At 49.4% G+C, this 25,924-nt stretch carries 6 protein-coding genes; all 6 read right to left on the bottom strand.

Going from position 1 to position 25,924, the window contains the following annotated elements:
• Positions 1 to 658: 658 nt before the first annotated feature.
• Positions 659 to 7,501, bottom strand: a complete 6,843-nt coding sequence (locus LOZ80_RS37535) for an S-layer homology domain-containing protein (protein WP_238169251.1) — start codon at positions 7,499 to 7,501, stop codon at positions 659 to 661.
• 37 nt (positions 7,502 to 7,538) lie between these two features.
• The gene (locus LOZ80_RS37530) at positions 7,539 to 15,026 is read right to left on the bottom strand and encodes an S-layer homology domain-containing protein (protein WP_238169250.1); all 7,488 of its coding nucleotides are present in this window, start codon (positions 15,024 to 15,026) and stop codon (positions 7,539 to 7,541) included.
• Positions 15,027 to 15,055: 29 nt separating this feature from the next.
• Positions 15,056 to 20,329 (bottom strand): DUF5011 domain-containing protein, encoded by a 5,274-nt coding sequence (locus LOZ80_RS37525; protein WP_238169249.1) that lies wholly within the window; start codon positions 20,327 to 20,329, stop codon positions 15,056 to 15,058.
• Positions 20,330 to 20,361: 32 nt separating this feature from the next.
• The gene (locus LOZ80_RS37520) at positions 20,362 to 21,081 is read right to left on the bottom strand and encodes a S1 family peptidase (RefSeq protein ID WP_238169248.1); all 720 of its coding nucleotides are present in this window, start codon (positions 21,079 to 21,081) and stop codon (positions 20,362 to 20,364) included.
• A gap of 184 nt (positions 21,082 to 21,265) precedes the next feature.
• Positions 21,266 to 22,378, bottom strand: coding sequence for a response regulator (locus tag LOZ80_RS37515; protein ID WP_238169247.1), 1,113 nt, complete (start codon positions 22,376 to 22,378; stop codon positions 21,266 to 21,268).
• Positions 22,371 to 25,484, bottom strand: a complete 3,114-nt coding sequence (locus LOZ80_RS37510; RefSeq protein ID WP_337950989.1) for a hybrid sensor histidine kinase/response regulator — start codon at positions 25,482 to 25,484, stop codon at positions 22,371 to 22,373. The genes LOZ80_RS37515 and LOZ80_RS37510 overlap by 8 nt, the downstream gene beginning before the upstream one ends.
• Positions 25,485 to 25,924: the final 440 nt, after the last annotated feature.

The following is a 25,924-nucleotide window of genomic DNA, read 5'->3' as shown; positions in this document are numbered from 1 at the left end:
ACATTGACTTGTGGCACCTATTTTCCGTGCAGAACAGCAGAACTGAGTGCCGCCGGCTCCGCTCTGCCTCCAGGCCCCGCGCGACAGCCGCGTTCGGGCTGCGCACATCAGCTCCACCCCCGAGCTACCTCACCATCAATCCGTCATTCCAATGAACTGTATGATGCTTATACACGAGAAAATGGCTACTTTGGCGATCTAATGAACTGAATTGGCGTTATCGAGCAGCTTATAGGCGGAATGGTGATCATTTGTCTGAAATAACGCATCTGGAATGCGTTAGCTTTTTTAATTGAGCCATTTTGATCGAATAAAGGTTACTGAGTTCGTTAGGGCTTCCCCACTAGTTCCATTGTCCATATAGACAGCCCCCTTTGCGAGTTAAGCAATGTGGAACAGGATATGAAGCCAACGGTGCAGGAATAAAAAAATAGCTCACTGTAGTTCCCTCCCACACTAGGCAGCAGGGCTAACTCCTTTTTCACTCCAAAAGAAAAACCGTCAGGAAGATCCTGACGGCCATTTTGCGTGTAAACTTATATCGGTATGAGTGGGAGTAACCCCGGACGAATGGAACTTACCCCGTTTCAATGGGAGTAACTCGCTTTCGACTTAGAGGAACACAGTATCAATAGGAGGAATCCGGTGTGCGTGTTACTCAAATCAAGCCGGATTTCTGCAATAATCTTCGGATGATGGCGGCAACTTCTGCGCGCGTCATGTTGGCGCTGGGAGCAAGCTCGGCCTCTGATCGGCCGGAGACGAGCCCCATTTTCAAGCTTGCGGCTATGCCTGATCTTGCATACTCAGCAGCACCTGGTGCATCTGCAAAGCCTGCCAGCTGCTGATCTGTTTCGCTGGTTGCAAGCGTCGCTCCCAATCCTGTGAGCTGCATGGCTCTGGCTATGATCGTCATGGCCTGCTCGCGGGAAATGGCATCCAGGGAGCCAAACGTGCCGTCTTCATACCCGGAAATAAGGCCATGCTGCTGGGCAGCTTGGATATAAGGAGCGTACCAGTCCGAATCGTGGACATCGCCAAATGGCATGTTCCCCGCATCCGCTTTGAGCTCCAATGCTTTCACCATAATGGTCGCGAATTCGGCGCGGGTGATATCACGGTCCGGCTCAAATAATTCCTCACTAACGCCGCCTAGAATCAAACGAGCGCCCAAATCATTAATCGTATCTTTAGCCCAGTGTGCCGCGACATCAGCGAATGATGTGGGACTGGCAATCAGAGCGTACATGCCGCTACTTGCCTGCGTGCGGATGATTGCATAACTTTTACCGCCCACCTGCCGGATCTGGGTAGGGACATGACGAACGGTGCCCTCCTGGTCCACGACAATGGCCGTAGACAGCTTGCTTGCTGCCGCTTCGTCAGGCAAGATAATCGCTCTCTCCACGTAAGTGTCGAAATTACCGACTTCATAAGTATTTTCACCATACGTGTAAGTCGCCTTAAAACTTACCGGGGAAGTCAACAGTGTGTATCCGCCTGCTGCAGCCGAGCTTTGAAGCCGCTTCGCCAGCTCTGGTGCAGCAGCGCGCATTTCAATGCGCACTTTGATATCTTTCAACGCAGCACCCGGCCCGAGTTTCTCGGCGATGGCCTTCACATTGAATTGCTGCGCTGGAATGCTGTAGCTAGCCTTCCCTGTATCCACAATAAGAGTAGCTTTCTTGCTCTCCATCTTCTTGATGAAGTCGGCGCTCAGCTCGCCGATCGTGATGTCAGCGCGATTGGCGAACTGAATCTTAATTTCCGATTTCTCACCTTGCTGCTCCAGCAGCTTGGCTAACACTTGCTCGTTAAGAACAATCGTTGAGGTGATAACGGATCCGTTCACTGAAGTCGTTTCGCTGCCAGCCGACTCCGCTTTGCCGTTGACAAGCACCTCAACCGTCGTGCCGACCGGAGGGAAGAAGCCTCCGCCTCCTCCGCCAGCTATCATTTTCTTGTAGGTAGCCGCGAAAATTTCGCTATTGTTTTTCCCCTCAACAAAAGCAATAGCTTTGATCGTTGTTGTACGATCCAGTGTTATAGACTGCCCATACACGAGTGAGTTTACTGTCGGATCCCGGCCGTCCACCGTATAGTAGATGATGCCGTCAGGCTCCGTCGTTGCAAGCGTCACATCGAATTTATCCTTGAAATCGGCTGGGTCAGTGCCCGTCGGTTTTCCAGCGGTCTCCGCATACAAAACTGGCTTCTTGTTGATGGCGATCGTCCTGTTTTTGCCATTCTTGGACACCGTCAAGAGCGTTTGTTCACTGCTCGTTTGGGTCGCCCAGTTCAAGGTTGGGTCCATCGTTTGCGTATAGTAGTATCTGACAGTACGATATGCGTTATCATCTGCATTCAAAATAACCGCGGCAGTCGACAGATCGCTTTCGGTCGTACCATTAAATACGGCTAATTGCGGGTAATACCCTGCCTTCGCTTTCCAAACAGAGCGATCAAGCCCAGCAGGCAAATCTGCTTTTACAAAGTCTGCCGTTTTCATCGCTGTCGCTTTGTTCACTTCTGTCGGCATCCGATTGCCCGCTTCGCTGTAATAAGCCGTTTTCAGCTGAAGCATCTGTTCATCGAAAATATTGTTGCGAAGCGTCGCTCGCTGACCCAACTGTCCTGCAATGCCACCAAAGAATGTTTGGCCCTTGGCTAGGGCGCCATTGACGTTAGCGGAGATTTGTCCGCTGTTCATTGAATCTTCAATGGAGCCTTCCGGGCCATAACCGACGATGCCGCCTGCTCTGGATAAGGTCATCCCGCTCGCCGTCACCGTTCCCGAATTGTAGCTGTCTGCAATCATTCCATGGTTCTCGCCGGCAATACCGCCTGCATGTGGCGCACCAGAGCTGACCCATAGATCCGAGTAGGAAAAACTTTGCGTAATCGAAGCTGCGGACAAATTATTACCGGCGATACCGCCGAGCGCTGTCCCATTTCCGATCATCGAACCTTGTACAGATGCTTGCGCAATCGAGCCTGCATTGACTCCTGCCAAGCCGCCGACGAAGGTTCCGTTAGCCACTTTGGCTTGTTTGGGTAATGTAACTTGAATTTGCGTAACAATGCCTTTGTTATAGCCAGCCAGAGCACCGACATACTGATTCCCCTCGACGGAGATAGGCTCTATTTTCATATCCTGCACAGTTGCGTACTGTCCGATAACACCAAACAATCCGGCATACGAGTTGGCTGTGACCTGAAGCCCGCTAATCAACAATTGATTGCCTCTAAATAATCCCTCGAACGCAGTCTGTTCCTTATTGCCAATAGGTACCCATTGATTGGATTGCAGACGAATCGGCGCTGTCAGATCAATTTCCCGGCCTTTGAAATCAAACGGCTCCATCCCCGTAATCGTGCCATTCACAATCCCCGCCAACCCCGCCAGATCGGCTTCAGTTTGGATGACAAAGCGTAAGGCGGATGGTTTTTTGGTATACCAATTGATGTTCATGTTAACCTCGTTGCCGCTTCCCCCATTCGAACCGCCCGGTGTGCCTCCGGTGTTGGCGCTCAAATTAAGTTCAGGGTATTGATAGACAGCGTTCAAAGAACCAAACCGCCATGCCGTATCGCTGAAGGTCCACTTGGATTCAACAGGGAACGTCTCCCGATTCGCGAGAGAAGCCGCAAGAATCGGACTGAGACGCGAACTCGCCTTCAGTTCGTCATAGGTACCGCCGCCAAAATCAAGACGATCGCTGTTGATCGCCAGCTTGGCATCCTTCACATAATACGAATTGTCGATGAGATCTCGGCTCACATTGTCGTAATAACCTGCAAAGCCCCCAGCCAATGCTCCATTGTTGCCATTCACCTGACCTGCGGAATAACTGCCTTTGACACTGCCTGCCTTCATTAGACCAATTAAGCCTCCCGCATAGGCATCTTTGGCATTTGCCGTGACCTCTTTTGCGGAATAGGTGTTGATCATCGTACCTGTATTTCCGCCAATCAAACCGCCGGCATACGTGTTTGCACCATTCGCCGTTACTTTAGCCGCTGTAAAACTTTTGTCTACGGTGCCGTTATTCTTGCCGACCAAACCGCCTAGGAGCGCATAATTCCCGCTCGTGCCGACAGCATTGCCAGTCAGGTCGGTTTCAATATAGGAAGCAATAACGTTACCATTGTTTTCTCCGGCAAGTCCTCCTGCGACTGTTGATGCGCCGCTGACGCTTAGAAGTGCATTGGAATACGTATAATAGATCGTTCCAGTATTTCGGCCAACCAGACCGCCAACAACACCGTTGTTCCCGTCTGAGGTGACCGGAAGCTTCTCGGCAATGCTGTTATTGGCCAAAATACTGCGATTCTCGCCGATCATGCCGCCCGTAATCGCGGACTGCGCATGGACGATTATTTTGCCCAGAACACGGCTGTTTTGCACCGTGCTGACGGCCTTCTCAATCACAGCCGCATCGGCTTGCCCGCTTCTTGCGTCATTGAGACCGATCATGCCGCCAATCGTTGAAGAGACGGCTGTGCCCGCGGCATTAATAGCTAATGACTCAATGAAGTTTAAATTCAGCACCGCTGTCTCTGCGCCTTTGTTATAGCCTGTCATTCCGCCAACGACGGACCTCTGACCTTTGGGCGTCAGGCTGATGAATGCGCCGAATACCTTTTCAACTTTACTCTCGATATTCGTTCCAACAAATCCACCTGCGTGTACTCCGCTCGCAAGGCTGTCAACAACGAGCGACAAGTTCTCCACATTGTTCTTCACAGCGTTGCCTGTCACACTAATTCGCTCAGCCTGACCCACCAGACCGCCTGCGTGTGAATCACTGCCATAAACGCTTAGCAGCATATAATCAGGCAGAACGCCTAGCGCATAGGACTGTGTAATCGACGCGTCCTTCATCTGACCCGCCAGTCCGCCAGCCTGTGTCCCAACACCATAAACGGTGAGTACAGGACTTTCGGCGACGATGTTTTGAAGCGACGCCTTATTGCTGCGGCCTACGATACCGCCAACTTGAGCACCGCTGGCCGTACTCGAAGTCGTAATCGCAACGCCTGTCACATTGCCGTCTTGACCGTTGCCTCTGATAACACTATCTTCCGCGATGCCAACGATACCGCCGACCGCGGAGTCCTTGCCATTCGCGGTAAATTTCAATATACCGCCTTCTTCTGCATACACCCGCGGATTCAAGATATCCCCTCGCGTAAATCCGGCGATGCCGCCGATCGCGCTGGCGGCTCCCCGTGTCTCGATAGTTCCGTTGTTGACCACGAGTCCTGTCAGCAGTGCGCCGTTGTCGCCCACGGCGCCACCAACCAAGCTTTCCGCTCCTTGGGTTGTAAGCGCAACGTTATGAACGACGATCGCTTGCCCGCTGGTAACACTTGCGGAAGCGACTCCTGCCACACCACCGATTCGAACACGATCTGCACCACTCTCGGCAGTTATGGTCATCTTGTTCACCGTGCTGTTAGCGATCAAGAGTGCCCCGTCATCTGCGCCGACGATGCCGCCAGCTGCCGTATTCCCCGCTGTGACTCTGATCGCAGCTGAGTCATTATTCTCCGCTTCTGCCAAGCCGACCGTCACGCCGGTCACCGTACCTTTGGCTTGACCAGCTGCGCCTCCCGCGAAGCCGCTGGCTCCGCTCGATTGAATAGCTGTAAATCGGACACTGGACGCCGCTGCCGTTCCATCCAAATAACCAGCGATACCACCAACGCGACCGTCGGAAACCAACTTGGCGAAGCTTGCGCTTGTGCCACCGATCGTCGCTCCCGTGATCGTCCCGCCGCTTACATAACCGGCTGCTCCTCCGGTACTGGCGCCCTTGCCGCCTGTCACCGTCAGCTGTCCCGCAAATGCCGGGCTCGCTAGTGTTCCGTTCACTCCGTAGTATCCTACGATACCACCTGTATAAACTGCACTGTCTTCTCCTAAGGAAGAGGCTGTGACCGTTATTTTATTGCTGAATGATTCGCTGCTCATATTCGTATCGCTGCCGGATACAATCCCAACGAAACCGCCTGTGTACAATTTTTGCGCCCCAGTGGCTGTAATGTCACCCTTGCTGAGCACGTTATTCGCTGCCTTTACATACGCTTTATTCGCAACAATACCGCCTGTGTATATCTCCGACGCGCCGGACACTGTGATCTGCCCGCTGTTTATATAAGCGTCTTTAACCGTGCTGTTAAAGAGGAGTCGGTTGCCTGCGAAGCCTACAAGGCCGCCCGTGAACACCTGATCCCCGGTTCCCGATACTTGCAGGGACGCCTTATTTTGAACCGTATTGGTAAATGTAACGGTTCCTCCCGCTTTTCCGACAATCCCGCCTGTATACAGTTCACTATCCCCGTTAACGATGATAGGAACGGTGTTAACGAAGTTTTGTCCCAACGTGAAGTCGCCATAGACAATTCCGGTTACGCCACCTGTGAAGATGGATGATCCCGCTTGATTGGTAATGGTGCCTGTTTGAGTGAAAGGAACGTCCAGCAGCATATCATGTTCGAAGGACCCCACGAGCCCTCCGACAAATGACCCCTTCGATCCCGGTGCCAACACCGAGATGTTCCCCTTGTTTGAAGTCAGATTGGAAAATGTCACAACCGCCCCGGTCTCCACTCGGCCCACAATACCGCCGATCACGCTGCTCGTGTTGTTCGTTGCCGTGATCAAAGCGCTGTTGGTGATCAGCGTATTTTGATCCTTCATAGAAAGCGAAGCGTTCGCCAAGCCAAGAATACCGCCCACATTCGCTTGATATACGCTGCCTGTCACCGTTACCGCGCCTGTATTTTCGATTTTCTTCAGCGAAAGGCCAGAACCGCCTGTTGAGGCTGCTGCGATACCGCCAACAACTCCCGTTGTGGAACCGTTCAGCGTAACGCCCGCCTGATTGACAATGTCGGACAACTCGCCGGAGCCAGCGCCCACAACACCGCCGACATAGGCTTCTTTGGTCGAGGTAACGCGGATCGATGCTTCATTTCGTATGTTGTATACGATGCTGTTTTGATCCATGAATCCGGCAATAGCACCGACTTGGACGCCTTCCGTGCTGTTGATTTGAATATTGCCCAGCACGTGGAAGCCTCCAACTGTAGCTCCGCTTAGGTAGCCGAAAAGCCCAGCTTGCTTACTGCTGCTTGCGATGGTAAGGCCGGACAGATTCATCATCTGTCCTGCTTTTCCCACCAAGGTTCCGCGAAACGGATGGCTAGCGCTTCCGACCGGCTCCCATTTATGAGCTGACAAGTCTAAGTTAGCACTAACTTCCAGCACCTTTTTATCAAAATCTGTCACACCGTTGTTAACCAGCTTGGCAACCCCGGCCAGTTTCTCTTCCGTATCGATGGTAAAGGTCTTGTAATCCTCATTGTACCAGCTCGTCGACGCATGGTCTTCCCAACTGTCATTAGCCGCATACACCATGAATGCCGCTGCCGAGAGGGACAAGATAACTGCCGAGAGCATCATAAGACCGACTCTTTTACTTTTTAACCGCATATTGCACCGTCCCGCTCTATTGATCTCATCTCAGAATTTAAGGATTGCTCACGACCATAAGATGACTCAGTCTCATGGCAATCGCCGCCGCTTGCGCTCTGGTGAGAGGGGCCGCAGGATTGATCGATTGATCCTGTCCTGTAATAATGCCGGCCTTGATGCACAAAGCAACTGCTTCTCGAGCCCAATCCGGAATGGACGCATCGTCCTTGAATGCACCAAGTGTCTCGTTCACTTGGCTTTCCGTGATCGTGCTATTAGCGCCAATCAGCTTCAAGCTGCGACTAACCATGATCATTGCTTCCATTCTCGACAGTTCCTCATTAGGCTTGTAGGTCCCGTCTTGGAAGCCATTCACAATCCCTTGATCTGCTGCGATTGCTACGCTCCGGTTGTACCAGTCTTCCTGGTTAATATCTGCAAAGGAGTGAACCGCTTGTTGGTTCATCAGACCAAGCACTCTCAGTAGCACTGTTGGATACTCCGCTCTTGTAATAGAAAGATTCGGATCGAAGCGATCGGCTGTTCTGCCCAGCATGAACAGTTGGCCGGCTGCTTCACTGATGGTTTGTTTCGCCCAATCCTGTTCGTCGACATCGACGAAATTCTTATGATTGCTGAAGAAGGCCACACTGCCGCTGCCTGTCAAAGTTAAACTGACGTAAGGCTGGTTATGCACTACTTCCAGCTTCCATGGCACCGTTGTCCAATTCCCATTCGCATCTCGCACGACAACGGCTGTAATTTCTTTGGCGTTCACATTCGCAGGGATGGCTACTTTGGCATTAACACTGCGATCTTTGTAGCCATTCGGCAATGGAAGATCGAAGCTAGCGCCTTGCCCATCGCCCAGCACATTCGCCTGAAGCTCATTTGCAATCTGTCGGAAACTGTTTTGTACACTGCTGCTATTTTTATCGATCTTCACTTTCAGATCTTGTTCAATACCAACGGCTGCTGCAGCCGGGAAGGATAATTCGGCAAAAGGCAGTTCAAAGCTGATCGTTTGCTTGCTGTTAACCGCTTGTGCCAGCCTTGTTTGACTAATGTCAAACTCGTAACCGTTAGCCGTCTTATCTTCAGATTGGATAAGCAGCGTCGCTTTGCCATTATTCATTCCCAGCGAATCAGTGATTTTCGCATAGATACGATCATCTTTGCGATCCGAGGCAATTTTCTCGCCACCGACCCGAATATCCGAATTGGCTGGAGGCATTCCTCCGCCACCAGGGCCGCCACTCCTAACTGTCCAAATAGCTGCTGGCATAAGTCCGGTAACCCCGATATTCAGCTTGCCGCCCTTAGGCTGCTTGGCAACCGCCAATTTGTCACCTTCCACAGCAGGTATAATACCGTCGGCAGGAATTGGCAGCCAACCGCTCACATCATCCTGATAAACAGGCGCAACCGGTGTCCCTTCAGACTTAGGATACAAGCGATATACAAGCGCTGCGTCCGTTAAATCTCCCGCGGAAATGATGTTGAGTTTGGTCGCTTTGCCATTATTCGCTATTTCAGCAGTATTGGCGATGATTGTGCTTTCCACGTTAATAACTGTCATCGCTTGCAGCGACATCTCATCTGATAGTTTGTACTCCGCTTTGGCAATGCCCGCTCCGACTTTCAGTGCTTTCACAGCACCGTTTCCGGTTACGGAGATCGCTTCTCCGAGGTAATTGGTGAAGGTCAGCTTGCTGGCATCAGCCTCGACCTCATTCTTGCCGTTAGCCATCCGTAAGTAGGCCTTTACTTGTGCGGACTCGTTGACTTTGAGATTCGGCACTTTTCTAAGCACTAAGGCAACAGGTACTTGAAATGCACCATTGGTCAGCATTACAGATGCCTTATTGCTGTTCCCAGCAAGGTCGCTTGCCTCAAAGGCGATGGTGAACGTCGCATCGCTGCTGACAGCCGCCACTTCGCCTTCAAACTTGCCGTTCTGACTCACCGCAACGGATTGGCCATTGACCTTGAGCGTCGCATCATTGCTCGTAGTGCCGGACACTTTGATTTTACCGTTCTTCGTCCGTTCGCCCGTTAACGGTGTATCGATATAAATCACAGGCGCCATCGTATCGACCGTCAAATACAGCATCGTGACGGAGTAATCACCTGTCGTTTTATTCCGTGTTCTAAGTTCAATGGCATATTTGCCATCGGTCTTAAACGTAGTGAGCTGTAACTTGCCTGTGCTGCCTGTCGACTGATCCGCCAGCCCTATTATGCCGATTGATTTGTCGTCATAGATCGCTTCTACCTCCACATTTTTTTGATCCGAGGTAATGGTAATGCTTTGCTCCTTCTGATTCGTCAGTACTTCCAGGAAGGAGCTTGGCACAGCGCTGAGCTGTTTCGCTTGGCTGACTTGCGCAGTAAGCTTGGGCTTGCTTGGTACAGGCAATAGTGTGCTAGCCGTGTTTACCCGCTCTGCATAATGATCATTCTGATGCTTGTCGGCTGCTTTGGACGGCTTGGCTGCTGCCGAAACGCCAACAACATACGATTGTCCAACTTCCAAGCCGGTATACTTGATTTTCCCTTCCACAGGCTGACCAGCCAAGCTCGCTTGATTAACTTGGCTTGAGTTGGAGTTCGCTGTCCAGCCGCCAAGACGAATATGTTCGTACTTGCCGCTTGTCTTATTCCAGTAAGGCGCGAGCTCTGCTTCCGTCCATTGCTGCGATGCGAAGTTCGGATATGCGCCTAGTTTCCCATTCGCTTCCTGAAGAACATCAATCGCGTAGCTGAGTTCCGCATCGGTTTGATTCAACTTTCTTCCCGCAGGCTTAAAGGACAGTTCAAAATAACCGTTGCCTGCTGGTTTTACTGTCACGTCACTGACAGGTGAAGGTGCGAGCGGATCGATGATGTCGAACTTGTTCTTCGTCGTCTTCGTCTGGAAGGTGCTTGCCGATTTCAACTCCGCACGCAAATAATAATTCCCTTGCGACAGCAAGCCGCGAATATCTTCCGTGTCGCCAAGAAGAGGCACTTTCGTGACATCTATTTCGGTTTGTCCGGATGTTACGCTGCCGGACAAGCCGCCTAAATTGGCAACTTTCAAGTCTTTGGCGATGATTAATCCCGTATCGCCGGGAGCCTTGATCTCTTCATTGAAAGCCTGTTTCGTATCGCTCACGGCATCCTTGGTGAGATACAGACTGACCGTATCGCCTGGTTTGGCATGATTCACTTTCCAGGTTGCGGTAAACTTGTTCGCATCCGTTTGACTTGGATCCAGCTTGATTTCGTCAAGCTGCGCCGCTTGCGGAATGTTCAACAGCTTGGACTCCACAGCTTGATCTGCGTACAGCTTCCATATGCTCCCGCCAATACGATCATGCGGAATAGCAATGTAGACTTTCTTGGATGAAACGCCATCCGTTGTTATTTGTTGTGTAAATGCGTTTGCTTGAGCATTCGTTCTGGTTTCATCATAGATGAGTTTAAAATCTTTGCCGTTGTTGTCTTTGAATACAAAATTAGGCGCTGTTAGGCCGTTATAAGTAAGCTCAAGCAGGGCATCGCCGGTAATTTTGTTCATCGGAATCTCATGAAGCTTTCCTTCGTCCGCTACTTTAATGCCACCGATTCCAACGTTCATGGAGCCATTATCCAACATCTCAACACCTTCAGCGACGCTGTGATACTGGATTTCATGAACAGCATCCTCTTGGGACACCCATGAAGTCGCCATGGTCTGAACGCCTTCTCCGAATACGACCAATTTCGGTCCTGTCTCCGGATCCTGCACTTGCAAGTAAAGCAGTCCCTCTGGCAAGCCTTCTCCTGAAGTACCGAATTCGACGCCTCCGTTGAAGTAATAGGTGATGCCTAGGCTAAAGAAGAGGATGGAGACGCCGCCCCACATCTTGTCATTGTTGGCTCCCAAGGAGACACCTCCGAGAGACATGCCCCCGAGAATTGGCACTTTGCCTGGCACCTGGACTCGCGCGCTGACGAAGCCTTCGAAATCGATGCGGTTTTTGAGTAAATTCTGCCCCAGGAAGATCGAAGCTTTCCCGATGATCAAGTCCCAGCCCATAACATCGATTTCGGCGGATGCGCTGACAAACCAAGGCGTCATCCACTGTGCAGAGACCGTGGCCTCCTTGAGCATCTCTACGCGATCAGACGTTGAGCTCGCTCGATAGTCCATTCTACCGACCAGCTTAATGCCGGATCGTCTCAATGTCATATCGATGCTGCCGTAGAACGTTGCCGGTTTCACGCCAAAGGAGACGTCGGCTCCGGCCTCGATGGTCAAAGGAACATCGCTGGATCCTCCAGCAATCGTATCTGCCAGCTCACGGATCGCTCCGCGAACGCTTGTTAAATACGTCCCGCCTGCGATCAGAACACCGGGATCGCCCAAGTCCGCCGAGAAGGCAATGACATTGGGAAGAATCCGCTTGTCTGCAACCTGTTTGAAGGCAATCTCGACATGTACCTGCGTAATGCCGCGAAGATTAGCATCAAAATTAAGATCGTACTTGTTCTCGACCCCCGCTTGCTTTTGCTCGTAGTGTACGAGATTGAATTCCCCGGAAGCCAGTTTCTCGTCTTCACCCTCTGATTCAGAACTGTCAATGAGACCCATGCTCTTCGACAACTCGAATTTCAAATCGGCATCAATACCCACAAAACCTTTGTCATTAAATTTAACGTTCTTGATTTCCGCATCCGCAATTTTCATTGCAATGCTTCCTCCGAAGGAGACGCCGTCTTCACGCAGGATGAAATCGTTGAACTTCAGTCCGAATCCGCTTATCGAAAAGCTTGGCGCTGCAAACAAACTATGTTTGTTGAAATAAACATCGTGAATTAATAGCTGCCTAAGCGGATTCAAGCGATCGCCGAGCTCGCCGGCTGCCCATTTCAAGGAGCCATTCAACGACTCGTCTTCGCCGCCCTTGTCCGCTTTCTCCTCTTTTTCTCCTTCCGCTAAGGACTTGTCAAAACCATTGAAGAAATCCAGCGTCCATTCTCCCTGATGGAACACAAACCCGCTGCTTGCCACGGTCAGCAAGCCATCCCCTTTTACATTCAGCGTATTAAAGAAAGGAATCCCTTTGTAACCTGGAATTTTCCCGACAAGTCCTAAGACATCCAGCTGTCCGTTCGAGAAAACCATGTCCTTCCCGCGATAAGCGACGCTTTTATTAATAATGGCGGGCTCCGACTTCGTATCGACGACATATTTGGCTTCATTGCCTGATCCGATACGGTTGATCATCCCTTCGATTTCAACGAGTACCTCCTGATGGGTTTGCTCGGCTTTTTCTTTGAACGTGTCCAGCTCTTCTTCACTCTCAAAAGCTACCAAGCGATAAGCCGGCACGCGAGCTTCCGGCAGCATCGTCGTGAGATCCAGTTCAGGATCGGCAAGTTTACTCCCTTGCTCCAATAGCCCCTTCACTTGGTTAAAAAGTGTCTTGTGTGTTTGGAAGCTGCCATTTGCGGTATATCCTGGGTAAGCCTCTTCCAGTTCTTTTTTCGTTGCATCTGTCAAGCCTTGGCCTAAATTAACCATCTTCTTCACGACGGCCAATAGATTAGCCTTCTTCACTCTGGCTTCTTCATTCTCGCTGACAACAAAACGTTGGCTCGTCGTGATATCGTACAGTTTGGCTCCGTCCGGGTCATCCCCGCTATCGCCTTTGTAGTCGATCTCGACTTGATACTCGCCAAGCGGCAGGGCAGCGCCCAAATCTCTCATTTCCTTGCCGTCGGCGTCCTTCATGACAACACCTTTCGTGTCGACAAGGTCGCCCGTACGGTAAGTAATCCGCATATCTCCGACAAGCCCGTCACCCGTCGGCTGCAGAATCACGGAATTCTTCACAGGCACTTTGTAGCGGTGTCCCGTTGCAGATTCCTTCAGATAGAGATCGAAATTCGGGTCAGCAGTTGCATTGCCGGTCGTATAAGCTTCAATATTGCTTAAATTGAGCGTAATGTATTTCACATCCGTCGTATAAGCTTCCTTAGGCGACATCGCATACACGAATGTCTGTGAACCTTGGCCTACAGCAGGCAAAAAGACAAAGTTAGCCTTATTGGACGTGTACTGCGCCTTAATCGATTCATCTTTCACATTTTCCAGCTTTAATTCGGTTTCAGGACTGCTGGCCGTCAGCATATACTCTTTGGTCGTCGGCCACGCTTTGCCCTTCGCTACGACTTTGAAGGAAGCCGTTACAGTTTCCCCAGGCTTAAATTTGGGTTGGATGCCATTTTGCGCTTCTTCCGGCGTGGCTTCTTTTTTGAACGAAATCGAAGATCTATCTGATGTCTTGGTCATGATGTGGCCGTTGCCATCGCGTTTGATCTGCCCTCTTTCGTCAAGATCGACGAACTTAAGCCCGTTTGCCAGCTGCAGTTCGGCATCGATCCGCGACTGTTCCATTTGGAAAGCAGGCAAATTTTCTATTTCGGCAACAACGTTAAACACGCCCTCATTGTCGTAGGCACTGCCATCTTGGGTCGTTGCCAGTTGATTGACAGGATCGATATATCGGATGGAAAAAACTTTATCAGGCTCTACAATTTCACCAAGTCCGTATACCGTTTCAAATGTCTTCGTTGCTTCCTTCAAGACAGGATCAGGGTTCCAGTACAAGGCAACCGCTGAATCGGCAGTACCATAATCGTTGGTATCCGTTGTGAAATCCAGATTGGGATTAACCTGATAATCCCACTTGGTATTGGCCATTTTATTCCAATGACCGACGATCATCTCATCGACAATATTAATATCTTTTTCCGAGAAATTATTAAAACCATAGGCAACCACATTGGTCGCCAGCGGGTTCGTCAAATCGTATTTGTCCTTCATCACCCAATAGGCAGGCAATGTATACAAAGGTTTTTCCTCCGGACTAATGCTCCCGTCCAATTTGGATTCATCGACGAGCTTTCTTTCGACTTGCAAAGGCACTTTATACGCTGTCCCCACTTGGAACGCAGGCCCGTCATTGCCCCCGACCATCGTGTCAAGCAGCATCCGTGAACCCACTTGAATATCAGCACCCGAGTGATTGGTCACTTCGTAACGGACATTCACATTGCCGGAATTCTTCTTATCTTTGACATCCATATACAACATAATGATTTGTTTGATCTCTACGCCTTTGATGGTCCAGACCGTTTCAATCTGTCTTGTCCCATCGGTGTTGTTGACAATCTTGGGAGGCGTCACTTCGGATAGGAAGTTAACGCCAAATTTATAAGGATTACCGAAAATATAGTCTGTACCGTCAATCCGGAACGTCGTAAACGATGATTCTGGATCATCACCTCTAAACATCATATCCACTTGCTGATCGTTCTTGCGCACCGGCTGTCCATCCACAGTACGAATCGCGAATCGTCCGGAGTGATTATCGACGGTTACTTTGATAAAGCTGTTGCTGAGCACCGTCACGTCTTTGGCATTAAGTCCATCAGCCAAGACGGCTAACGGAAAGTTCATAACGAGTGTGACGAATATCAGAATAGCCAAACATTTCCTAATAGCTCTCATTCACAATGGCTCCTTCGTTGTCTGCCTGTCTATTTATTCATTCTGCCGATGAAGAAGGTAGCAAACTCCCTCTCGCGTTCTTGTGTTCTAACAATAATCGTATACCAACCTGTTTCCGGGAAAACAACTTCGAATTTATGGTTGATCAGCTGTTCCATCGTGATTTTCTGGGCAATATACTTCATTTGTCCTTCTCGATATAAACCGCTGTGGTATAAAATATCGAAGGTTCCACGTTCATTGACTTTACTTTCCCCGTCAACATTCATCAGGTTGTAACCTGATATCGTGAACGTAATATCATTTCGATCCAATAAAATGCTTTCACTGGATGCGGAAGACAAGACTTGATCATTGCCCACGATAAGCAAACCAGCACTTGAAAGCACGACGACTTCTTGTTTGATGCTCGTTGAATTGCCAACTTCATCCGTAACGGTATAGATCACCGATTGCTTGCCCAGCTTGGAAATATCCAATTGATCTACCGTAACTTTCAGATTGCGAGCTTCCGAGACATTATCTGAAACCGTATAGCCGCCAAGATCAACAAGCGGGTTGAAGTCTTTCTTGTTTTGCGCAATCGCGGTGTAAGCACTATTCAGGCGAATAGTTGGAGCTGTATTGTCGAGCCCTTCAACCTTGATGAGCGAGATATTCGTATTTCCTAAAAGATCGCTCAGGGCCACTCGTATCTCGCCATTCGTGCCGTAAGTCATCGCATAGTCATACTTCCCAGTCACATCACTGATTAGATTAACGTAGCCTGCTCCTTCCGAAACTGGCACCGTTCCTCGGAAAACTTGATTAGGCGCATCCACTTTGCCGTGAAGGGTAACTCTCATTTTGCCTTTGGCATACCGTTTGCCGCCAATCAAGGCTGTTTGATCCTGAGTCAGAAGCTGCCCGTTGTCATTAACAAAGGCGTATTCGATAAGCTCGGGATCCGGCAGCTTGGTGACAATCGTCGTGATGTTCTCCTCCAGGACGGAAGTATTGCCCATCTGGTCCGCAATGGTGAATTCCACTCCGCCGTTCTCATACAGCGTGGACTGTTTCGGTTTTCTTACGATGATGAAATCTTTGTCACTCGCTTGGTTTTTCTCAACGCCGAAGGTTGCCCCCTGCGCCATAACCACATGACCCATGGCATCTTTTACCGTTTTGAACGTCTTCTCGCCGCGACTTCCGTAGCTGTAGGACTTCACGATATGAGCTGACGGCTGACTTCTGTCAATCGTATCAACAACGGCTGTAGCCGTGCCCGCATTCCCTGCTTCATCCTCGAACTCGAATGTGAATGTGCCGTTTTCCGTGAATAGATACGTGGAACGCCCCTCGTTGTTCTTGATGCGAACATCCTCATCGGTCGTAAGTTTCACACGGACATTCTCCGTTGTTGGACCGGCTACACTTCGCTCGATTGCGCCTTTTGGCGCCGTATTATCCACGTTCTTCACAACGATAACCAACTTATCTTTGCGGGTATCATCCGTCACATCCGTAAGATCAAAGGTGTATACGCCATTCAGGCTAACTTCAAAGTTATTGCCCTTCGTCCGTACAGGGAGTATTTGATTCTCAGTAATCGGCGCAGGAACTACCTTGATGCCAGGCTTCACCGTGATGGTCAGCAAGGCATTGCCAGCCACTGGCCGCAGTGTATTCTGGGAGGCAAGTCCATAAATCGGATCCATGGAAGAGGAATAATCCCTCGTATCTACATTCACAACATTGCTGACCGTACCGGAATCTGATTTGAATTTGACCTTGAGCTTCAATTGTGCGACGTTGCTGCTTGCCACTTCGACCTTAATAAAGTTGCTGTAAGGCAGCCATGGATGCCATGTTGCTCCGTCATCCGTGGAAATTGCATATTCGTAACCCTCTTTGGACACGCTCTTAAGTTCAATCTTCGTGATGGCATAATAGCCATCCGATTCATTGCCTTCCAAATAGACAAGGTCCGACTTCAGGACTTCAATCGGCGTATGTTCTTCTTTGGAGATTTTGAAAGAGCCCGTATGCGTGATGGCTCCGTTGCCTAATCCATCTGTGGCATACACATACAGGGTATAGTCGAGGACTTCGCCTGGAGCCATCTGCGAATTATCAATAACCACCGTACCGCTATTGCCCGGAAGGGATTTCCAATTCGCCGATGATTCATCTGGCGGCGCTGCCGCTGTAGGTATCCATTGATACTTGGTCGTCATTCCGGCTGACGCGTACAGCTCCGTTGCCACAACATCAATACTATGCGATGGTTTGGCATAGCCGACCTCTGTTTTGCTGAAATGTACAGTTGGAGCCTTGTTATCAAAATTGTAGGCACTGCTGAAGAAGTAATATTTCCCCTCCGTTTGATCTTTGATTCGGATATGCAGGTACTGCGTACCATTCAGCGACGTATCTTTCAGCGCAGTATAAACCGCACCTGTAACGCTGCTCCCTGGATCAGGCGTCGGCGCATTTGAAGCTAAGTCAAATGCTTTGAATGCACTCGCATCAGGCACAACGGCCGATGAGCTGAAAGCATATACGGCTTCTGCAACAGATACGCCTTCTATCGAAAAGTCAATATCACGACTCCGCACATACTGTTCGGAGGATTCCGGCAAGAAGGCTGAGCGAATATTCACATTGGAGTTAACAACGGCCTGTTCGTCCATCACAGTCTCCGTCTGATTGCCGGCTTTATCCATAGCTCTAAGATGAAGAACGTACTTACCATCTTTGAGGACTTCATTCCGCGTAGTAACCGTTCGGCTGTCCGGGACCCGTTTCCAACTTATCTCTTGCGGCTGCCCGCCGAGTTCCACCCATTGGAACAACAGTTGGTTCGGATCAATATCGCTGTGCTCATCACTTGCCTCTACACTTGCCTTAACTTCTGCCATATTGTTGCCGCTAGTGATATGGGCCGACACTACTGGCGCTTTGTTGTCGATCGAGATTATCCCAGTTCCATAAACCCAATTGGAATCATCTTGTTTAAAATCATTTGGCGTCCAGATGCTCAAGTTTTTATATTGGCCGACAGCTTCCATGGCTTTGCCGTCTGCATACAGTTGGGCATCCGTATCCGAGCTGCCTGGATGCGCTGCTTTATATTCATTTATCCATCCGTCATATTGGGCAGCATTGGAGGATTTGTATGTTTTCATTTTGTTGACCTGCATCAGTTCCCGTGCCGTATCCCAAGTCATATCTGCTGTCCAAGTATGCAGGTACCACTTCCCGCTGTTTTCTGGTGTGAACGCTTCAGACGGAGGCATCAACGAGTTCGTCTTATTGTTCACAACCATCAGGTTCACATCCGGAAGTTCACCCGGGTACAGCCCTTCTCTCGGTTGCAAGCCCGTGAGCGAGTACCTTTTTACCGCTGCGAATTGGTCCGCATCTTTGGCAGCTAAAGGATTAAGCTCGCTTCGGCTCCACTGGTAGTAGACAAGCCCTACCCCAGGCGAACTTTCCGGCGTCGATCCTGTCAGATTCAGTGGACGATAGATCCCGCTGCTCGGCCTTACTTTCCCAGGTTCGTCGGGATCAAGCGGAGGCGTTGTAATGGAAGGATCATTGGCATCAATCTTGATTTTCCCGGTTTTCTGGTAAACCGCATCTGTGGCGCCTCCATTTTCATAGATGTAGCTCAGAATTGGTTTCGTGTTATCGATGGACAACTTGGCCCAATCAATCTTCGTATTCGGGACCCGCTGTGACGGGTCATTATTGTCTGACTTACTTGCATTAGCGGCGTCCATGAGCAGATTGCCCGCATAATCCTGAATAACCCCTTTGTCCGATTGATCCGGCTTTTCATTGTGGGTCAACGCTATCGCTTTCAGCAGAGATACGTCCAGATCGTTTTCGCTTACCGTTGCTCGGAACGTCCAAATACTGGAGTTTTCGCCACTTTCGTAGTAGGCCTTCATCCCATTATTAAACAACAGATAGAGTCCGCCGACGTTCAAACCTGCCTTGACCGCGCTATCTTCGGTCAGTTGCACCTTGAAATCAATGACATCCCCTTTGTTGAGCGTGCTTCCCGTTACAATATCCGGTTGAATACCGTTAGCCGAAGAGGTATATTTGGGCGGAACAGCATCAATGATTACGCGATACCCTTGGCCCGACGCGAAATCGAATGGATTCACCGTCTTATTTTGCAAAAATTGGCTGCTGGCGCCGCTGGCTTTCGTAAAGCCATCTAGAGTCAGCGGATTTCCTGCTGTATCGTGAAACTCAGCCGCGTCAATTTGGGTCCATAGCGACTTATCGTTCAGCCGATGCGTTTCCAACTCGCCGCCATCTGAAATCGGGAGATTGCCGGTATGATGGAAATCAGAACCCGTGTACACATAAGGGAGCACCTTTGTATAATCAGTTAACTCATTTGCGGCCAGCGTGAGCTTCATGCTTTGATTCTCACCCGAGGCTGGCAGCCCCGTTCCCGCTGGATTCGTAAATAAGTAATGACTCGTTAGTTTGGCTGCTTGCACTGGAGCGGAAGCTTTGACAGGCTCACTGAAGTTGTAAGTCAAATTGAGTTTCTGGTCTTTTTTTAGAAATAGTTCTTTTTGATTGATCTTGGTGTTGTCATGCTCCGTACCGTTCGAAGTAAACGTGTAATCGGAGATAGTTGGCAGATCGATGTCGGCGAAATAGATGCGGATGTTAGTGACTTCCGTACCGCTTCCATTTGTTTCAGTCTGGACCTGGATCGTATCGTTCGGCCCAAATGTCAGCCATCCTGAGTCAACATTCTCTTTATCAGCTTCGCTGCTCGTAGAATGCTCGTACCAACGCTGCGTCCCATTCGTAAAAGCTTTGATGTAAGCGCCGTTGTTCGTCGTACTGTCCAGTTTCCCTGCTTTGACCAGGAATCTAGCTGTACCTCCCTCGGCAATCCGCTTAAGTGCTGGAATTTGCGCTACGTTAATATAGCCATTAAAAAAACCATCTACATGGTTCACGTCTGTATCCGTAAACTCACGATCGTCGCAATCATAATCGTCCCCCTCCATGGAGAACGAAATTCCGGGCAGCTGTGTTGCTCCGCACGGATATGCAACTCTCATAAAAACCGAGAAAAAATTCAATTCGCTAGAATCATAACTCGACGACCAGGACGGCATGTCTTTGTGATTCACAACTTTCGCACCATAGATATACGTATCCAAATAGTCAGTGTTCGTGCTGGCAGCACTTGCGATACCTGCCGTCAAACTCGTGAGCAGTGTCGTTAACAGCAAACAACCCGCCATAAACATGGAAATTCTCTTTTTCAACCGTATGTTCACACTTTGACCTCCTGTAGGTAAAAAATTAGTGACTAGTTACTCATTTCAGCCGAATCCTTCACTTTATAGGCACTATCTGTCATGACCTTTCGAATATCCTGCGCGCTGACTACGAGATGAATGTTATTCATCGTCCTAAGCGATCCGGATATGAGCCCGGCAACTTTCCCGTATTTATCCAAAACAGGGCCACCTGACATCCCGCTTACAATCTGCGCGGAGATCAGCATCCGGTCACGTCCGTTGATCGGAGCTCGCGGGCTGTTCACAATGCCCTCTGTAATGATCTTCGTTTCCTTCATGGGATAGCCAATGGCAAACATCTTTTCTCCATGCTTCATTTGGCTAGATCTGAGTTCGAGCGGTGTATCCTCGTCGGCTTGGCCTGACATGTGCCCAGAAGGGGCAAGCTTGAGCACAGCCACATCGGTTGTTTCATCCTGCGCAATGACGGAGCATGTCTCTGCCACCGTACCGTCATTCCATACACAGGCAATCCGCCCAGCCCCGCCAATTACATGATACGCGGTAAGTGCGGTACCATCCTGCCCCACTGTGAAGCCAGTCCCAACATCCTGCAGCGTTCCATCAGCACGGAACGCCCTTACATAGAAGACCGACTTTTCGGCGTGTGCATAGATGCCCTCCGCATCGTAAGTTTCCGGCGGATCTGCCCCAGAAATGGAAAAATGACTGGTGAATAGGCCTAAAGCCCCAAGCAATATCACTACTATTTTTCGTGCTTTCCGCAATTACATTCACCTCATACATCCAAAATGTCGCTGCTCTTGAACCACGCATGACTTCACTGGCGAATAGTTCTTTACACCTATACATTATAGAGAGACACTCTCTCAAAATTCTCACAAAGCAGAAAATGCTGTCGAATCACGCAAAAAAAGACGGAAGGCGCCTAAACGCCTTCCGTCTTTCTATCTATTCCAAATAAGCAGCTACTCTGGCGCTCATCCCCACAGGAGGTTCCAGCCCCAGTTCCCTCAAGTACAATGTTTTGAAGCTGGCAAAATGCTTGGCGATTCGTTCCTTTTTCCCACTGCTTGCATATAAATCCATGACCAGTTGGTTCATTTCTTCATTCAATGGATATAAGCTCAGATACGTATCCAACTTCATCTCGGCTTGACTCCAAGCTTGTTCCAACATACCTTGTTGAATCATAAGTCGTACGAGTGAAGTATATTGCTTGCCGTAGCTTTCCTCCAGTTGGGTTTTCCACAGATAGTCCTTACGTTCTAACAAAGGGCCGCGATACAGAGAAAACAATCGTTCCGCTCGCTCCTTATCCGGCGTCCCATCTATTGATGTCACTTCGCTCATCTGAAACTCCAGAAGATCGTAAGTCATACCCAGCGTATCGATCATGTAACCGTCGTTCGTTTTGAGAATATCCAAACCGATCTCTTGTTCTTTCAAGAGCTTTTTCAAGCGGTAAATCGTATTGTGCAAATTATGCGAAGCCCGGTCTTCCAGCATCTCCGGCCATAACATATCGGCCAGATGCCATTTATTAATCTCTTGTCCCGGATAACAAAGGAAGTAAGCGAACAGCTCCTCCGTTTTCTTCGTCGGCCAGCGAACAAGCGCGCCTTCCGAATTGCGCACCTCCAAACTGCCAAAGCACCGGATCGCAGACTGCCTCGCCTTCTGCTCAACAGGGACAGGCGGATGTTCAAGTTTCATCAACCGAGTTGTAATACGTTCGATGGCAGCCGGCGTGACCGGCTTTAATATATAGTCGAACGCATAGACCTTGAATGCGTCCAGCGCATACTCTTTGTAAGCAGTCGTAAAGATAATCTTGGTCGTCCCCGCCATGTCATTCATTCTTTGCGCGAGTTCAAGACCATTGATTTTGGGCATCTCCACGTCCAGGAAAGCAATATCCGGCTTGAGTTCGGGCATGCTGGCGAGCGCCTCCAAAGGGTTACTGAAAGCACCGATTATCGTATAATGCGGATTGCGCCCGATCAAAACCTTCATTAATTCGAGAATCGGCTTTTCGTCCTCTACAATAACAACCCTAAACAAGATTATCCCACCTTTCCTCGATGATATCCTGGTCTTTTCCGTTTAAGGGCAAATACATCGTAACCTTCGTACCTCGCCCCATCTCCGAGCTGACCGTTAAAGTAGCGCCTGGGATCGCATCCAACCGCTTGCGGATATTGGCAATCGCGATACCTCCGCTTCCTCGTTCACCTCGAGCAATCTGATATAGAAGATCATCCGGGATACCGACACCGTTGTCCTGCACCGTAATTTGCAAGTAGGTGTCACCTTCTTGGATCGTTAGTGTGACGGTTCCATGCCCGTCTTTCTCGAAGAAACCGTGACGAATCGCATTCTCCACGAACGGCTGAATACAAAGCGATGGAACAGCGCGATGTTTGAGACTCTCATCTACATAGCAAATGAAATCAAACCGCTCTCCATAACGAGCCTTCTCAATCTCGACATAGGCATCAATCAACTCCAACTCCCTGTGCAGGCTGACGAATAAGTCATTGCGATCCATATCCAGAATGTAACGCAAGAATTGGCTAAGCTTGGACAGCAAGTAAGCGGCCTTCTCTCCATCCGTATAGCAAAACGATATTACGCTGCTGAGAGCATTATATAGAAAATGAGGTTTAATCTGCGCCTGATGGAAGGCAAGTTCGCTCCGAATAGCTTCCTTAATGGATGTTTTCATCGCAATAAGCGTCTGAATTCTCGCTACAATCGTCTCTGCTTCGAACGGCTTTGTCACATAGTCATTAGCTCCCGCACTGAATCCGAGGGCAATATCCTGCGATGTATCCTTGACCGTGGCGAATAAAATCGGCAGATCGAGAATCGAATATTGCGTGCGCAGCGCCCGGCAAAGCTCAATACCTGATACGCCCGGCATCATCACATCCAAAATAACCAGGTCAATTTGCGGATGCTCTTTTATTTTGGCCAAAGCTTCCTTGGCTGATAAGGCTGCGATCACATTGTATTGGTGTCTTTTCAAAATATTGAGCAGCGTATAGATGTTAGAAGCCTCATCATCCACGATGAGAATCGTATGCGCATGTTCTTCCAGAATGTCCAGTGAATCGGGGTCATCAACTTCCCTTTGCTGAAGCTTATCGACGAACAAACGGTCATGACTGACAGGGATGTAATCCAAGGCGATCGGCAGCTTAAAGGCCATGCGCGTCCCTTTTCCCACCTCTGACCAGTCAATCCGTATCTCTCCGCCCATTCGCTCCACAAGCTTGCGGCTAATATATAAGCCAACTCCCATGCCTGTGTAGCCGTCCTCGGGCAAAGCATGGTCCATTTGATCGAAATATTCAAAGACCTTGTCGTACTTATCGCGCGGAATCCCCGTCCCCGTATCCTCGACCGTAATCTGGATGGTTTCTTCCAGTGTTCTCGCTTTTACGCTAATGGCGCCTCGTTCTGTATGCTTCATAGCATTGTGCACCAAATTGTACATGACTTGGCGCAAACGATTCTCGTCAGCTTGCACCCACATATCCGGCATCACATAATTATCGAGACGTACCGACTTGCCAGCGAGCTCGAACTGCAGAACATCGAAGACAATTTGTGTCACCGCCCTAACATCCACAACCGTCATGTGCAAGCGCAGCTCGCCGTGTTTCAAGCGGGTGACATCAATGAGATCTTGCATCAGCATCGACAGCTTAACCGAGGTATCCTTGATCAGCCACAGATGCTGTTTCTGCCTGGATGACAAATTGCCCTCATTGTCGTCAAGCAAAAATGATGTAATATTCAGGATGCCATGCAGCGGTGTTTTAACTTCATGCGAAGTGTGCATCAGAAACTCGTCTTTCAACTGATTGGAGATCGTGAGCCGGTGAGTCAATAGTTCTGTCTTCTCATACGCCGTAGTTAACCGGACGGCCAATAAGAGGTTCATTAAGGTAATGAAACAAATAACGCCAACTTTTCCCCACATATCCGAAGAAACGGCACTTTCCGCATAGAGAATCCCATCCACTAAAAAGACCATCAAAGCAACGAGAGCAACGATGAACAACCCAAGTTCTTTGCGTTCATACGTCCCCTTGTTGCTCTTCATGTACAGATAGACCATTCTAATGAAAAGCAGTACAGGCACCAATCCGATATAGAGAAAGAAGATGCTTCTCATTTCGTTATAAAGCGAATACGGCAAGAAGACAACGGCCAATAAAATCAAGACGACCGGGGCATTCAATAGATTCATTTTTGTGCGTGAAAGCAATTGCTTGTGGATGGAGCAAAAAAATAAAAGACTCAAAATAGAACTAAAAAACTCACAGACATCCAACATCTTGTATGCGATCTCAAATGGAATATGCGGCAGAAGCCGTTGGAAGAGCTTCTCGCCATACAACACTTGGACGCCAGCTGTGGAGAAAAGATACAGCCCGCTAAGCAAGTACGTTTTCTCACGAATGCGCAGCACATATAAGCTGATATGATAGCCCCCGAACATGACAAGCATCATAATGATGGACAGATCGCCGCCGATCAACAGGCTGTTCAGCTTCGTAATATCCGCATGCGAGCCAAATTGAATCGCATTAATGATACCGCCTGTCGGGAATTCATAGTTCGATACTTGGAGAATAATATCAAATTGCTTCGACTTTGTGTGAAAAAAAGTGCTGTAAGGCGTATTCCCCGGAATATTCGTCTCCTTGTTCATCGCCGGAAGTCCGCTTTCCCCCTCCAGCTTTCCGTCGATATAAAGCCGATGGGCCATTCGAATGCTGCGCAGTTTGATGCCGTAAATGTCGTCAGCATCCTTCACTTGTACGTTCAGGCGGTACGTTCCATACCCTTTCCTGCTCATGCCGCCCTCTTTCGTTGTTCCTTTCCACGTTCCCGGCACGTTTAAGTAGGAGACATCCGCTCGTGAACCTCCCTGGAAATCGCCAGGTCCCAGCAGCTTCCCTTCATAGAACTCCCACTCACCATCTAAAGAAACCAGCCCCAACTTGTGAAAATCATAGCTCGATAAGTCCATGACTCCGTGCTTTGCTGTCTGCTTATTTTGACTGGGGATCATCTGTGAATAAATACCGATAAATAGTAGGATAGAAAGAGAGAAAACCATTCCTATGCTTATCATTTTAGGAAAGCTTCTCACCGTTATCTCCCCTTTCTCCGTTTGTCAGATACTAATGATCCTATCATTTCACACTCACAAAAAACTCACAAGTCCGAAAGCATGAGAAATGCGGCTTCGCCCCTAGGAAACAAGTCGCTTACAAGCGACTCGGCTTTTCAAGGGAACTCCAGGGCGCTATTTAGGCTAATGGTGGGATTCTGAGGTGATAGCGGAACTACAGGGTCTTATTTCCACCAAAAGAGCTGAATTTCCCAGAAAACAGCAAAATAGCGGACTGTAGTTCCCTCTAGCTCGCGATAAGGACACTTTTCGCTAGAATAGCGCCCTGTAGTTCCCTTTCCCCAGCGCGATAGAGCTGCGGTAACTGCGGTTGCTCCGCGTGAGACGGCTGCGGTTGCTCCGCGCCAGGCGGCTGCGATAGCTCCGCGCGAGACTATGAACGCCAAAAAACAGCAAAC

It is taken from the genome of Paenibacillus sp. HWE-109 (assembly GCF_022163125.1).
Lineage (GTDB): Bacteria > Bacillota > Bacilli > Paenibacillales > NBRC-103111 > Paenibacillus_E.
The sequence above is the reverse complement of the archived record's forward strand: the minus strand, read 5'-3'. Positions and strand labels throughout refer to the sequence as shown.